14 protein-coding genes are annotated in these 13,467 nt (G+C 63.7%); 9 read left to right on the top strand and 5 right to left on the bottom strand.

Translation table 11 applies throughout. From position 1 onward, the window contains the following. The first annotated feature begins 2 nt into the window (after window positions 1–2). Window positions 3–1,223, top strand: coding sequence for an NADH:ubiquinone reductase (Na(+)-transporting) subunit F (gene nqrF / locus AC2FM3_RS13520; RefSeq protein WP_496682670.1), 1,221 nt, complete (start codon window positions 3–5; stop codon window positions 1,221–1,223). A 36-nt stretch (window positions 1,224–1,259) separates the two neighbouring features. Here the strand turns inward: nqrF and AC2FM3_RS13515 are convergent, their stop codons facing one another. Beyond that, window positions 1,260–2,279, bottom strand: coding sequence for an NAD-dependent epimerase/dehydratase family protein (locus AC2FM3_RS13515; RefSeq protein WP_496682669.1), 1,020 nt, complete (start codon window positions 2,277–2,279; stop codon window positions 1,260–1,262). Between the two features lie 135 nt (window positions 2,280–2,414). Here AC2FM3_RS13515 and AC2FM3_RS13510 point away from each other — a divergent pair, with 135 nt between their 5' ends. After that, window positions 2,415–3,191 (top strand): metallophosphoesterase, encoded by a 777-nt coding sequence (locus tag AC2FM3_RS13510; protein WP_496682707.1) that lies wholly within the window; start codon window positions 2,415–2,417, stop codon window positions 3,189–3,191. 7 nt (window positions 3,192–3,198) lie between these two features. Here the strand turns inward: AC2FM3_RS13510 and AC2FM3_RS13505 are convergent, their stop codons facing one another. Beyond that, window positions 3,199–3,723: a CBS domain-containing protein gene (locus tag AC2FM3_RS13505; RefSeq protein WP_490362249.1), complete on the bottom strand. Its 525-nt coding sequence runs from the start codon at window positions 3,721–3,723 to the stop codon at window positions 3,199–3,201. Window positions 3,724–3,843: 120 nt separating this feature from the next. On the opposite strand from AC2FM3_RS13505, the gene AC2FM3_RS13500 reads away from it, so the two are divergent. From AC2FM3_RS13500 to AC2FM3_RS13470, 7 genes are all read left to right on the top strand, one after another. Then, complete coding sequence (locus AC2FM3_RS13500; RefSeq protein WP_496682667.1) at window positions 3,844–4,029, top strand: hypothetical protein; 186 nt, start codon at window positions 3,844–3,846, stop codon at window positions 4,027–4,029. A gap of 66 nt (window positions 4,030–4,095) precedes the next feature. After that, the gene (locus AC2FM3_RS13495) at window positions 4,096–5,121 is read left to right on the top strand and encodes an FAD:protein FMN transferase (RefSeq protein WP_496682665.1); all 1,026 of its coding nucleotides are present in this window, start codon (window positions 4,096–4,098) and stop codon (window positions 5,119–5,121) included. Window positions 5,122–5,136: 15 nt separating this feature from the next. Beyond that, window positions 5,137–5,382 (top strand): (Na+)-NQR maturation NqrM, encoded by a 246-nt coding sequence (nqrM, locus tag AC2FM3_RS13490; RefSeq protein WP_496682663.1) that lies wholly within the window; start codon window positions 5,137–5,139, stop codon window positions 5,380–5,382. Continuing rightward, window positions 5,383–7,050: an alkaline phosphatase family protein gene (locus tag AC2FM3_RS13485; RefSeq protein WP_496682662.1), complete on the top strand. Its 1,668-nt coding sequence runs from the start codon at window positions 5,383–5,385 to the stop codon at window positions 7,048–7,050. A 92-nt stretch (window positions 7,051–7,142) separates the two neighbouring features. After that, window positions 7,143–8,660 (top strand): 2,3-bisphosphoglycerate-independent phosphoglycerate mutase, encoded by a 1,518-nt coding sequence (gpmI, locus tag AC2FM3_RS13480; protein ID WP_496682660.1) that lies wholly within the window; start codon window positions 7,143–7,145, stop codon window positions 8,658–8,660. Then, window positions 8,657–9,790: a murein hydrolase activator EnvC family protein gene (locus AC2FM3_RS13475; RefSeq protein WP_496682657.1), complete on the top strand. Its 1,134-nt coding sequence runs from the start codon at window positions 8,657–8,659 to the stop codon at window positions 9,788–9,790. The genes gpmI and AC2FM3_RS13475 overlap by 4 nt, the downstream gene beginning before the upstream one ends. Before the next feature lie 6 nt (window positions 9,791–9,796). Further along, window positions 9,797–11,143, top strand: coding sequence for a S41 family peptidase (locus AC2FM3_RS13470; RefSeq protein ID WP_496682656.1), 1,347 nt, complete (start codon window positions 9,797–9,799; stop codon window positions 11,141–11,143). Window positions 11,144–11,197: 54 nt separating this feature from the next. Here the strand turns inward: AC2FM3_RS13470 and AC2FM3_RS13465 are convergent, their stop codons facing one another. From AC2FM3_RS13465 to AC2FM3_RS13455, 3 genes are all read right to left on the bottom strand, one after another. Continuing rightward, entirely contained in the window at window positions 11,198–12,724 is a 1,527-nt protein-coding gene (locus AC2FM3_RS13465) for an MFS transporter (protein ID WP_496682655.1), read from the bottom strand. Window positions 12,725–12,828: 104 nt separating this feature from the next. Further along, entirely contained in the window at window positions 12,829–13,182 is a 354-nt protein-coding gene (locus tag AC2FM3_RS13460) for a hypothetical protein (RefSeq protein ID WP_496682653.1), read from the bottom strand. Between the two features lie 11 nt (window positions 13,183–13,193). Then, a partial coding sequence (locus AC2FM3_RS13455) for a DUF6478 family protein (protein WP_496682651.1) occupies window positions 13,194–13,467 on the bottom strand: 274 nt, incomplete at its 5' end.

Raw genomic sequence — 13,467 nt, 5'->3', positions numbered from 1 at the left:
GCATGGAAACTTTCTCGCTCGGCGTTGTCCTTTTCACCCTGATCGTTCTTGCGCTGGTGGCCATCATTATGGTGGCGCGCTCGCGACTGGTCTCGACAGGCAACGTCAACATCACCATCAACGGTGAGAAAACCGTCTCGGTGCCTGCGGGCGGCAAGCTGCTGCAGACCTTGGCGGCTCAGAAACTCTTCGTTCCGTCGGCCTGCGGTGGCGGCGGCACCTGTGCACAATGTCGGGTGCGGGTTCTGGAAGGCGGCGGGTCGATCCTGCCGACCGAGGAAAGCCACATCACCAAGCGCGAGGCCGCCTGCGGCGACCGTCTGTCGTGCCAGGTGGCCGTCAAGCAGGACATGAAGATCGAGGTTCCCGAAGAGGTATTCGGCGTCAAGAAATGGGAATGCACCGTCCGGTCGAACGACAACGTGGCGACCTTCATCAAGGAGCTGGTGCTGGAGCTGCCCGAAGGCGAGGATGTGAATTTCCGCGCCGGTGGCTACATCCAGATTGCCACCCCGCCGCACGATGTTGACTACAAGGATTTCGACGTCGCCGAGGAGTACCGCGAGGATTGGGACAAGTTCAATCTGTGGCAGTACAAGTCCACGGTGAGCGAACCGATCGAGCGCGCCTATTCGATGGCGAACTACCCCGAGGAAAAGGGCATCATCATGCTCAACGTGCGGATCGCCTCGCCCCCGCCGGGGTCCGAGGGCATCCCGCCGGGCCAGATGTCGTCCTATATCTTCAACCTGAAACCGGGTGACAAGGTCACGATCTCGGGACCGTTCGGCGAGTTCTTCGCGCGTGACACCGACAAGGAGATGGTGTTCATCGGCGGCGGCGCGGGCATGGCCCCGATGCGCAGCCATATCTTCGACCAGCTCAAGCGGCTGAAGACCAAGCGCAAGATCACCTTCTGGTACGGTGCCCGGTCGCGGCGCGAGATGTTCTATGTCGAGGATTTCGACCAGCTCGCCGCCGAGAACGAGAATTTCGAGTGGCACGTCGCGCTGTCCGATCCGCAGCCAGGCGACAACTGGGAGGGCTTCACCGGGTTCATCCACAATGTGCTGTACGAGCAGTACCTCAAGGATCACCCGGCGCCCGAGGATTGCGAATTCTACATGTGTGGTCCGCCGATCATGAACCAGTCGGTCATCAACATGCTGCTGGAACTGGGCGTGGACCGCGAAGACATCATGCTGGACGATTTCGGCGGATAACCAACCTTGAAACCGGCGCCCAGAGCGCCGGTTTTTTCATGCGCCGATGCCGTAATAGTCGCGGTACCACGCCACGAAGGATTTCATCCCGTCCCGAATGTCGGTCTGCGGCTTGAACCCGGTCAGGCGCTGCAGAAGCGAGGTGTCGGCCCAGGTCGCGGGCACGTCGCCCATCTGCATCGGCATGTAGTTGCGAATGGCCTTCTTGCCGACCGCTTCCTCGATCGCCTCTATGAAATCCATCAGCCGGACCTTGTCGGAATTGCCGATATTGACCACCCGGAAGGGCGCGACGGGCGACAGGCTGTCGCCCTCGGCGATATCCGCCTTTGACGCAGGCCGTTCGGGCACTGCATCGATCAGCAGGCGGATGCCGCGCACAAGGTCATCGACATGGGTAAAGTCGCGGTACATCTCGCCGTTGTTGTAGATGTCGATGGGCCGGTCATGCAGGATGGCATCGGTGAACTTGAAATAGGCCAGGTCGGGCCGCCCCCAGTTGCCGTAGACGGTAAAGAAGCGGAACATCGTGGTCGGCAGGTCCCACAGATGGGCATAAGAATGGCCCATCGCCTCGTTCGCCTTCTTGGTGGCGGCATAGATGGTCAGCTGGTGGTCGGCCTTGTCCAGCTCGGAAAACGGCATGTCCTCGTTCGCGCCATAGACCGAGGAGGTGGAGGCCATAAGCAGGTGCTCGACCTTGTGCGTGCGCGCCACTTCCATCACGTTGAACGTGCCCACCACGTTGGAGTCCACGTAGCTGCGCGGATGTTCCAGGCTGTAGCGCACGCCCGCCTGCGCGGCGAGGTGAACGATGATCTCGGGTCGGAATTCCTCGGCGACCTGCATCAGGCGGTCATGGTTTTCCAGCAGGTCCTCGGTTGCGGAAAAGCCAGGCGTCTGCAGCAGCATCTGATGCCGGCGTTGCTTGAGCGTGACGTCGTAGTAGTCGGTCATCCCGTCATAGCCATGCACTCGGAACCCTTCGGACAACAGCAGTCGTGCCAGGTGAAACCCGATGAACCCCGCCGTTCCCGTCACCAATACCCGTTTCATTCAAGCTCCGTCCGCAAACCCCGTGGTCCAACCATCAGGGACCCTTTCGAACGGCCGAGGTCAAGGAGATTTTCGGGGTCGTCAGGGGCGTTGAGCATTGCCGGGCGCGGGTCTTCGGGATAGTCACTGCGGGTGATGTTTTTTTCCTGGCTCAAGTCGCTTGTTTCGCGCCCCGGCGGGACGAACCCGTCCGACGCACTGGCCACGCTGGCGCCCGGGCAACGGTTCTACGCCGTGGGTGACATCCATGGGCGGCTGGATCTGCTGCAGCAGATCCTGGGTCAGCTGCAGCAAGACCTGCCAATCGTGTTCGTCGGCGACTATGTCGACCGCGGCGACCACAGCGCCCAGGTCCTGCGCCACCTGCAGCACCTGAGCCAAGCCCGTGACCGGCAGGTGATCTGCTTGCTGGGCAACCACGAAGACCTGCTGCTGCGGTTCCTTCAACGGCCCAGGCGAACCTGTCGATTGTGGATGCACAATGGCGGGCGGCAGACGCTGGCCTCGTTCGGGCTGACGGATCTTGCATTGGACTTGACGCCCGACGACGCGGTGCGCGCCGCCCGACGGCTGGAACAGAAAATGGGGGCGCCGCTGCTTGAGTGGATGCACGCCCGGCCGCTGTGCTGGACGACGGGAAACGTGACCGTCGTGCACGCAGCGTTGAACCCCGGTTCGGACCCCGCCGACCAGGCCCGTGGAACCTGCCTGTGGGGGCATGGAGATTTTCCGGGCAAGCCGCGTTCGGACGGTCAGTGGGTCGTCCACGGCCATACGATCGTGCCGGAACCATGCGTGCGCAACCGGGTGATCTCGATCGACACGGGCGCATTTGCCACGGGTCGGCTGACGGCGGCCGAGATCGGGCCCGGCACGGTCCGGTTCCTGTGCACCGATCCGGTGCAGACCTGACTGCCGGTCAGCCGACGATCATCTGTTTCATGCGCAGGGCTTCGTATTCCAGTTCCTTCAAGCGGAATTGCACCACGTCGCCGATTGTGATGACGCCGCACAGATGCCCGTCGCGCAGCACCGGCATGTGGCGGAATCGGCCTTCGGTCATGGTTTTCACCACCTCGATCAGCAGGTCGTCCGGTGTGCAGGTCCGCACCTCGCGCGTCATCAGGTCCTGAACCGACTGAGGCAGGGTCTGGCCCGGCGTATCGGCCATACGGCGCACGATGTCGCGCTCGGACAGGATCCCCTGCAGCGCGCCGTTCTGATCGGTGACCACGACCGCGCCGATGCGCTTGTCCTTCAGGATCTGCACGACCGTATGGATCGTGTCATTGGGTCGAACCGCAATCACGTCTTCGCCCTTGCCTTCCAGCAGCTTCGCCACGGTCGATTGGGTCTGCGACAGATTCGACTCGACCGACTGGCTGTAGGTTGCGCTCTCGGGCTTGTCGCCGCGCGTCGGGGGCTGGTAAGAGCTTGGGGCCATGGGCGGTCTCCTCCTTCACTGGTGCTGTCCTTTCACCTTACCCCAGGATGCGCACCTGTATAGGGTGCAATTTCCGGAAACCCGCGCAACCGCGCCAGACCAAAAGGAAACCCGGGCCGCGTGTCGAACCTGCATCTGACCCCTGCCATTGCCGCGCTGATTTTTTTCGGGGTGGTGGTCTGTGGCCACAACTTCCGCAAACTGTGGAAAGAGCAGCCCCCGGGCTGGCAGAAGCGCGCTTGGCTGTTCGGTCTGCCGGCGGCGATCGGGCTGCTGGCGCTTGGCTTTCTGCCACTGAAGGTCTGAGGTCGGTTTGACTCTGACTGGGGGCGCTGGCATACGCGCCACGAAACATTACCCGGAGATCACGCGATGCGCCGACTGCTTGCCCTGGCCCTGACCCTGTTCGTCGCTGGCTGCCTGTTCGACAAGGAACCCGAGGTTGTTCGCCTGTCGGGTGAAACCATGGGAACCACCTATCACGTCACCGCAATCGGCGAGGATTTGGACGCGGATGCCCTGTCCGCCGCCGTGGAGGAAACGCTGGCGCAGGTGAACGCGAAGATGTCCAACTGGGACCCGAATTCCGAGGTCTCGGTCTTTTCCGCCTCGGCCAGCACCGACCCGATGCCGGTGTCGAAAGAATTCGCCTATGTAATCGCGGCGGCCAACCAGGTGCACGAACAAAGCGGCGGCGTGTTCGACGTGACGCTTGGCCCGTTGATCGAGCTGTGGGGGTTCGGCCCGCGCAAGCCCGAGGACCCGGTGCCATCGGATGCCGAGATCGCGGCGGCGCTCGAGCAGGTGGGGCAGGCGCGCCTGCTGACGCTGGATGCGCAGGCCGGGACGCTGGCCAAGACACAGCCGGGCGTGGGGATCAACCTGTCGGCCATCGCCAAGGGATACGGGATCGACGCCGTGGCTGAGACGCTGCGCGCGGCGGAGGTCGAGAACTATATGGTCGAGATCGGCGGTGATCTGGTGGCCCGCGGTCAGAACGACAAGGGCGAGGCCTGGCGCATAGGCATCGAAAAGCCCGAAACCGGGTCGCAAACCATCCAGTTCATCGTGCCGCTGGACAACCGCGGCATGGCGACCTCGGGCGATTACAAGAATTTTTTTGAACAGGACGGGGTGCGGTATTCGCATATCATCGACCCGACCACTGGACGCCCGATCACTCATCGGACGACCTCGGTCACGGTTCTGGCGGAAAACGCGATGATGGCCGATGCCTGGGCCACCGCGATGCTGGCGCTGGGGCAGGAGCGGGGGCTGAAACTGGCCGATCAGCTGGGTTTGGCGGTGTTTTTCATCTCGCGGGATGTGACAGGCGGCGAAGATGCCTATATCACGGTACAAAGCAGCGCATTCAAGGATGCGCTGGGATCGAACTGAAGGGCGGGCCGGCCGATGAGCACCTTTATCCTCGCGTTTGTTCTGCTGCTGATCATCATGGTCGGCATGTCGCTGGGCGTGATGCTGATGGGCAAGACCATCAAAGGCAGTTGCGGCGGGCTGAACGCGATCTCGGGCGCCGACAAATGCGTGGTGTGCCAAAAGGACGTGGACCCCAACAGCCCCCTGCGTGACAAGCTGCAATGCAAGCGCGCCCGCCGGATGGTGAAACAGATGGAAAGCCAGGGCGAACGGACCTGAATGGCCAAGGCCCGCAACATCCTGTTCATCATGTTCGACCAGCTGCGCTGGGACTACCTGAGCTGTTACGGCCATCCACATCTGCACACGCCCAATATCGACCGTCTGGCCGCGCGCGGCGTGCGGTTCACGCGGGCCTATATCCAGTCGCCGATCTGCGGCAGCTCGCGTATGTCCACCTATACCGGGCGATACGTACAGTCGCACGGCGCCTCGTGGAACGGCATTCCGCTGAAGGTTGGCGAGCTGACCATGGGCGACCATCTGCGCAAGGCGGGGATGGACTGCTGGCTGGTCGGTAAGACCCATATGCGCGCCGACGCCGAAGGCATGGCCCGGCTGGGCCTGGAGCCCGATAGCCTGATCGGCGCGCGGGTGGCCGAATGCGGCTTTGACGTGTTCGAGCGCGATGACGGGATGCGCCCCGAAGGCCCCGACGGGTTCTATGACCCTGATGGCGCCCGAGCTTATAACGCTTGGCTGGCCGACAAGGGTTACGACAGCGACAACCCCTGGCACGACTTTGCTAATTCCGGTCTGGATGCCGATGGAAACGTGTTGTCGGGCTGGTTTCTGAAAAACGCGCCGCAGGCCGCAAACATCGCCGAGGAGGACAGCGAGACCCCCTATCTGACCACGCGCGGGATGGAGTTCATGGAAACCCATGACGGCCCATGGTGCTGCCACCTGAGCTACATCAAGCCGCACTGGCCCTATATCGTCCCCGAGCCCTATGCCTCGATGTACGGGCCCGAGCATGTTCTGCCGCCCAACCGGTCCGAGACCGAGCGGGCCGAGGCGCATCCCGTGCTGAGCGCCTTCATGCACACCAAGATCGGCCAGACCTTCTGGCGGCAGGATGTGCGCGCGGCGGTGATCCCCGCCTATATGGGCCTGATCAAGCAGGCCGACGACCAGATCGGGCGGTTGCTGGACTGGATGGAGCAGACCGGCCGCATGGACGACACGATGATCGTGCTAACCTCGGACCATGGCGATTTTCTGGGCGATCACTGGATGGGCGAAAAGACGTTCTTCCACGACGCTTCGACCAAGGTGCCGCTGATCATTTACGACCCATCCGAACAGGCCGATGCCACGCGCGGCACCACCTGCGACGCGCTGGTCGAGTCGATCGACCTAGCCCCCACTTTCGTCGAGGTCGCGGGCGTTGCGGTGCCCGACCATATTCTGGAAGGTCATTCCCTTTTGCCCATCCTCTACGGGCAGGCGGCCGAGACCCCGCGCCAATTCGTGATCTGCGAATACGACTATTCGGCCTCGCCCATCGCGGAAACGCTGGGCGTGTCGGTGCGCGACGCGGCGATGTTCATGGTGGCCACGAAAAAGTGGAAGCTGATCCATTGCGAAGGCGGGTTCCGCCCGATGCTGTTCGATCTGGAAAACGACCCCGCCGAGTTGACCGATCTGGGCGACAGCCCGGCCCATGCGGGTGTGATCGCGCAGATGTACGACCACCTGTTCGCCTGGGCACGTCGCCCGTCGCAACGCACCACCCGCTCAGAAGCCGAGCTGGTCGGGATGCGCACCAAAAGTCGCGGCAAGGGCGTGATCCTGGGCGCCTATGACGAAAGCGACGCTCCGCCCGAGCTAACGGTCAAGTATCGCGGCCGCAAGGCGCGGCCCTGGCAGCAGATCAGGAAATAACCCCGCGCGGCGCGGATCGCCGCAAAAGGCGGTTCACGATGCGGCGGGCAGGGGATAGAAGAACGGACAAGAGCAGTTACCGGAGACCCGACATGAGCGCACCCAAACCCGTCGTCCTGTGCATCCTCGATGGCTGGGGCCTGTCCGACGACACACTGGCCAATGCGCCGTATCTGGCCAACACGCCCACATTCGACGCGATCATGTCCAAGGGTCCGCACGCGCGGCTGATCACCCACGGTCCGGATGTGGGCCTGCCCAGCGGGCAGATGGGAAATTCCGAGGTCGGCCACACCAATATCGGGGCCGGGCGGGTCGTGGCTATGGATCTGGGCCAGATCGATCTAGCGATCGAGGACAGCTCGTTCTTCGAAAATGCCGCGCTGCAGGACTTTGTCGCCAAGGTGAAGGCGGCGGGCGGAGCCGCGCATCTGATGGGGCTGGTCTCGGATGGCGGGGTGCATGGGCACCTGAACCATATCGTCGCCGCAGCAAAAGCGATCACCGATGCAGGCGTTCCGGTGGCTCTGCACGCCATTACCGACGGGCGCGACGTGGCCCCGAAATCGGCGCTGGACTTCCTGGCCGAGCTGGAGCGTCGCCTGCCCGCGAACGCGCGCGTCGTCACCGTTTCGGGGCGGTACTATGCCATGGACCGCGACAACCGGTGGGAACGGGTCGGCCGCGCCTATGACGCGATCATCAAAGCGCAGGGCGGGCAGGCTGATACCGCAAGCGCCGCGATTCAGGCCGCGTACGACCGGGGCGAGACCGATGAGTTTATCGCCCCCACGGTTTTGCCCGGCTACGACGGCGTCCGCGACGGTGACGGGTTTTTCTGCCTCAATTTCCGCGCCGACCGCGCGCGTGAGATCCTGCGCGCCATCGGCGAACCCGGATTTGCCGAATTCGACACCGGACCACGCCCGCACCTGTCGGCGCTGCTGGGCATGGTGGAATATTCCGACGGCCACAACGACTACATGACGACCGTATTCCCCAAGCGCGAGATCGTGAACACGTTGGGCGAATGGGTCGCCAAGCAGGGCCTGCGCCAGTTCCGTCTGGCCGAAACCGAGAAATACCCCCATGTCACGTTCTTCCTGAACGGCGGCAAAGAGACACCCGAGCCCGGCGAGGACCGCTATATGGCCCCGTCGCCCAAGGTGGCGACCTATGACCTGCAGCCCGAGATGTCGGCCGCCGAGGTGACGGACAAATTCGTCGAGGCGATCGAGGACGGCTATGACCTGATCGTCGCCAATTACGCCAACCCCGACATGGTGGGCCATACCGGTGACCTGCAGGCCGCGATCAAGGCCTGCGAGGCCGTGGATCAAGGCCTGGCCCGTGTGGTCGCCGCGCTTGAAAAGGCGGGCGGGGCCATGATCGTGACCGCCGATCATGGCAACTGCGAAACCATGATCGACCCCGAAACCGGCGGCCCGCATACCGCCCATACCCTGAACCCGGTACCTGTGGTACTGGTTGGCGGACCCGAGGGCGCAACCCTGCGCGAAGGTCGCCTGTCCGATCTGGCCCCCACGGTGCTTCACCTGATGGGCCTACCCAAGCCGCTGGAAATGACGGGTGAGAGCCTGCTGTCATGAGGCTGCGCGCGCTTCTTCTGGCGGCTCTGATGGCGGGGCAAGCGGCCCGGGCCGCGCCGGACCCCGCGCAGGCGGCGCTGGATGCGGCGCAGATGCTGGAACAGGCCTCGATCGCGCTGACCGAGGCCGAAACCGCCCGCGACCGTGTGCGCGCCCTGACCGAGACGATCCAAGCCTACGAAGCCGGGCTGGCGGCCATGCGCGACGGGCTGCGCCGGGCGGCTTTGCGCGAAAGCCAGCTGACCACCGAGCTGAACGCGCGCGAACGAGAAATCCGCCAGTTGCTGGGCGTGCTGCAAACCATCGAAACCACGGCGCCTCCGGTTCTGATGCTGCACCCGGCCGGGCCGCTGGGGGCGGCGCGCACCGGGATGATGCTGTCCGAGGTCACCCCCGGCCTGAATGCCAAGGCCCGGGCGCTGGCGCGCGATCTGGACGAGGTTCAGACCCTGCGCCGACTGCAGCAAAGCGCGGCGCAAACTCTGACTGAAGGGTTGGAGCAGGTGCAGGATGCCCGCACGCGGCTGAGCGAAGCCATCGCCGACCGTACCAACTTGCCGCGCCGTTTTGTCGAAGATCCGGTGCGCACCGCGATTCTGATCTCGTCCACCGAAACATTGGACGGGTTCGCCAGCGGTCTGGCCGAGATCTCGGCCGGTGAAATTGCCGAAACCGATGCTGATATTTCGGATCGCAAGGGCCGGATCCCGCTGCCGACGCAGGGCGTTCTGGTGCACCGGTCGGGGGAAACCGATGCGGCCGGCGTCACCCGGCCCGGCCTTGTTCTGGCCACCCGGCCGCGCGCCTTGGTAGTGTCGCCCACGGCCGCCACGATTCGCTATCGCGGGCCGCTGCTGGACCTTGGCAACCTGATCATCCTGGAACCGCAGCCGGGGCTTCTTTTCGTGTTCTCGGGCCTTCAGGAGGTTTATGGCGAACCCGGGCAGGTGATCCCCGAGGGCTCTCCGGTGGGGTTGATGCCGGGGAATCTGCCGGAAATCGGCGCGATTTTGTCAACAAGCGGTGATGGCACTGGAACTGATCGGTCAGAAACGCTCTATATAGAGGTCAGAGAGAACAACAGGCCCGTTGATCCGGAAACATGGTTCCGGACGCACAAGGATGGATAGACGCGCATGAAACGATTCGTGATGGCCGGTCTGGCCGGAACCCTGGCAGGGATCATCGCCACAACCCAGATCGCCGGGCCGCTGCTGGCGCAGGAGGCCGCAAACAAGGCCAGCGTGTACGAGCAGCTGGACCTGTTCGGTGACATTTTCGAGCGCATCCGTGCCCAGTATGTCGAAGAGGTCGCGCCCGAAGACCTGATCGAGGCGGCGATCGACGGGATGCTGACCTCGCTGGATCCGCATTCCAGCTATCTGTCGCCCGACGACGCCGAACAGATGCGCGTGCAAACCCGCGGCGAGTTCGGCGGGCTGGGCATCGAGGTCACGCAGGAGGACGGGTTCGTCAAGGTTGTCTCGCCCATCGACGGCACCCCGGCGGATGAGGCGGGCATCGAGGCCGGCGATTTCATCACCCATGTCGATGGCGAAAGCATCCTGGGCCTGACGCTGGACAAGGCGGTCGATCTGATGCGCGGCCCGGTAGGGTCGGAGATCGTGATCACCGTGGTGCGCGAAGGCGAGCCCGATCCGTTCGACGTGACCATCATCCGCGACACGATCAAGCTGACCGCCGTCCGCGCGCGCACCGAAGGTCAAAGCGTGGTCCTGCGCGTGACCACCTTCAACGACCAGACCTATCCGAACCTGAAGGAGGGTCTGGAGAAACAGATCGCCGAGGCCGGCGGCATCGACAAGATCAACGGCGTCGTGCTGGACCTGCGCAACAATCCGGGCGGCCTGCTGACCCAGGCGATCAAGGTCTCGGACGCGTTCCTGAACGAAGGTGAGATCGTCTCGACCCGTGGCCGCAACCCCGAGGATGGGGAACGGTTCAACGCCACGCCCGGTGACCTGGCCGAGGGCAAGCCGATCGTCGTGCTGATCAATGGCGGTTCGGCCTCGGCGTCGGAAATCGTCGCGGGCGCCCTGCAGGATCATCACCGGGCCATCGTCGTCGGCACCAAGAGCTTCGGCAAGGGGTCTGTCCAGACGGTGATGCCGCTGCGGGGGGATGGCGCGATGCGCCTGACCACGTCGCGGTACTACACGCCGTCGGGCCGCTCGATCCAGGCGCTGGGTGTCAGCCCGGACATCATCGTGGAACAGCCGCGCAACCGACCCGAAGAGGACGAGGACGAAGAGGCGGCCGCCCGCACCCGGTCCGAGGCCGATCTGCGCGGAAGCCTGAACAATGACAGCCTGACCGAGGACGAGAACCGCCAGATCGAAGAAGACCGCGCCAAGGCCGAGGCGACCGCGGAACTGCGCAAGCAGGATTATCAACTGGCCTATGCCATCGACATCCTGAAGGGTTTGTCCGCGTTCAACCCGACCGCCCGCGCCTCGCAGTAACGATCGGGCATCGAACAGCACGGGTCGCGCCGGGCGCGGCCCGTTTTCGTGTCGTCAGCTTTCAACCTTGTGCAGTTTCTTTTCGTCCAGCAACAGGGCAAGGATGATGCCCATCGAAACCGACAGGGTGGCAAACACGAAAGCCATGTTCATTCCCGTATCGAATGCCGTGGCAATGGCGGATTTGACCGTCTCGGCGTGGTCTGCATCCAGCTTGCCCATGATGGCCTGTGCCGTCCGGGTCGTCAGGGTGCCGCCATTGATCGCCTTCTGATCGGCGGCCGGCATGTCGATGCCCGCCTTGGCGAGCTGACTGCCGAGGCTGGACAGGCTGGTCGTGTACATGATCGCGGTGGCAACCGCGACCGAGACCGCGCCATAGACCAGATGTGCCATGAAGCTCAGGCCCCCGACCATCCCGGCGCGCTCGGGCCGGACAGCACACACGGCGGCCGTACCAGAAGGCCCGACCGTCAGCGTGGCCCCCAACCCGATCAGGGCCATGCCCGGCAGGATCTGCAGGTATCCCAGGCTCATCGGCAGGATGACGATGCTGGCGGCGCCGGTCGTGGCCGACAGGTAGCCCCAGAACATGAGCCGCTTGGGGCCAAAGTCGTTGTACAGCGTGCCCGACACGATCGAACCGACGGCCAGCAGGACCGTCAGAGGCGCCAGGCCCAAGGCGGATTCGAAAGCCGACCAGCCCAGGACCTTTTGCATGTATTGCGGGAAATACAGCAGCCCCACAAAGGCGGCCGAGACATTGAACATGTTCAGCCCCAGCGTGATCCGGAATTGCGGGTTGTGCATCATCTGCGGCAGCAGCAGCGGTTGGCGCACACGATTTTCGACCCTCGAAAACAGCCCCAACAGCACCGCGCTGACGAAAAACACCGCCAGCAACGGAACCGAGAGCCACCCCCAGTCGGCCCCGACATCCAACCCGTACAGCAACAGCAGAACCGCCATCGACAAAATGCCCATTCCGGCAAAGTCGATGTGTTCGCCGTTCTTGTGATCGGTCTCGCGCGGGATCAGCGTCAGCGTGGTGCCCATCGAGACGGTCGAAAACACCACATTGGCGAGGAAGAACAGGCGCCAGTCCCCCAGATTGACGACGAACCCGCTGATCATCGGGCCAAAGACATTGCCGCTGGTGACGCCGGCCAGGATCAGGCCCATCACCAGCGCGCGGTGTTCGTCTCGCGAGACCTTGGTGGCGCCTAGGGCTAGGGTGCATGGCCAGACGCACCCGGCACCCACCCCCTGCAACGCCCGGGCACCGATCAGAAAATCCAGGTTCGGTGCGACGAGGCACAGAATCGACGAAAACAGAAACACCGACAGACCGATCAGCATGACCTTGCGGTGGCCGTACAGGTCTCCCAGCCGCCCGCCCGCGACCATGGTCATGGCAAAGAACAGGGCATAGATGTTCAGAACCCATTGGGTGCTGGTGATGTCGGCGTCGAAGGAATTCTCGATCGCGGGCACCAGCATCAGAGCACCGGTGAAGTCGATCCCGATGCCGAAGGCGGTCACCATCAACGCGATGACCTTGATGATGCTGTCGCGTTCCATGACGCATCCCGGCCGTTTCGAATGCCCCATCAAGCCACAGATCCCGTCAAATTGACAGGTCGCAGTTGGAGTCGGCCCGTGCGGCCTGGCGGATCGGGGTGGCGCTAACCCTGGTTCATTCTGCGCACGACGCGTTTCAGCATGTCCAACTCGGCCCGCAGCAGTTCAAGCTCGGTCCGGATGTCGCCCGAGGCCGGCGCCCCGGATATCACCGAAAAGTCGCCCAGTTTCGACTGGCGCTCGCAATCCCAGATGGTGACGCAATGCACCCCGTCCGACAGCAGGGCCGGCGGTACGGGAACCCTTAGCATCCAGCCCGCGTCGTTCGGAGTGACCTCGACGCCCGGCAGCACCTCGCCCAGATACCGGGCCTCGACCCGGGGTTCCGATGCGGCGGTCAGTTGCCCCTCCCAGAGGGCGTTTTCGAACCGGATCGGTACAAGCTTTGCATGGGTCATGTCGGTGTCCTTCACAGATCTGCGCGATGATAGCGGCACAGGGTCAGGTCGCGAATGACCACCTGGTTCATGGCCGGCCCGTCAAGGATCAGATCCAACCAGATTTTCTGGACCCGACGTTCGTTCAGTTCCAAGTGGGCCAGATCGAAATCCACCGTCGAAACCTCGGACCCGGGCGGCAGTTCCCGAAGGACCTGTTCGGTGTTTGGGCCGTGCTGGATATTCAGACGCGCGAACATCCGCGCCTGCCGCTCCTGTTCCGACTGGACGCTGGCGCGGAACATG

Source organism: Ruegeria sp. BHSB172, from assembly GCF_059613165.1.
The sequence above is the reverse complement of the archived record's forward strand: the minus strand, read 5'-3'. Positions and strand labels throughout refer to the sequence as shown.

Bases quoted from the DNA above. Each gene is read 5' to 3' on its own strand.
- nqrF (WP_496682670.1), top strand. From the start codon at position 3: ATGGAAACTTTCTCGCTCGGCGTTGTCCTTTTCACCCTGATCGTTCTT.
- AC2FM3_RS13515 (WP_496682669.1), bottom strand. From the start codon at position 2,279: ATGAAACGGGTATTGGTGACGGGAACGGCGGGGTTCATCGGGTTTCAC.
- AC2FM3_RS13510 (WP_496682707.1), top strand. From the start codon at position 2,415: ATGTTTTTTTCCTGGCTCAAGTCGCTTGTTTCGCGCCCCGGCGGGACG.
- AC2FM3_RS13505 (WP_490362249.1), bottom strand. From the start codon at position 3,723: ATGGCCCCAAGCTCTTACCAGCCCCCGACGCGCGGCGACAAGCCCGAG.
- AC2FM3_RS13495 (WP_496682665.1), top strand. From the start codon at position 4,096: ATGCGCCGACTGCTTGCCCTGGCCCTGACCCTGTTCGTCGCTGGCTGC.
- nqrM (WP_496682663.1), top strand. From the start codon at position 5,137: ATGAGCACCTTTATCCTCGCGTTTGTTCTGCTGCTGATCATCATGGTC.
- AC2FM3_RS13485 (WP_496682662.1), top strand. From the start codon at position 5,383: ATGGCCAAGGCCCGCAACATCCTGTTCATCATGTTCGACCAGCTGCGC.
- gpmI (WP_496682660.1), top strand. From the start codon at position 7,143: ATGAGCGCACCCAAACCCGTCGTCCTGTGCATCCTCGATGGCTGGGGC.
- AC2FM3_RS13475 (WP_496682657.1), top strand. From the start codon at position 8,657: ATGAGGCTGCGCGCGCTTCTTCTGGCGGCTCTGATGGCGGGGCAAGCG.
- AC2FM3_RS13470 (WP_496682656.1), top strand. From the start codon at position 9,797: ATGAAACGATTCGTGATGGCCGGTCTGGCCGGAACCCTGGCAGGGATC.
- AC2FM3_RS13465 (WP_496682655.1), bottom strand. From the start codon at position 12,724: ATGGAACGCGACAGCATCATCAAGGTCATCGCGTTGATGGTGACCGCC.
- AC2FM3_RS13460 (WP_496682653.1), bottom strand. From the start codon at position 13,182: ATGACCCATGCAAAGCTTGTACCGATCCGGTTCGAAAACGCCCTCTGG.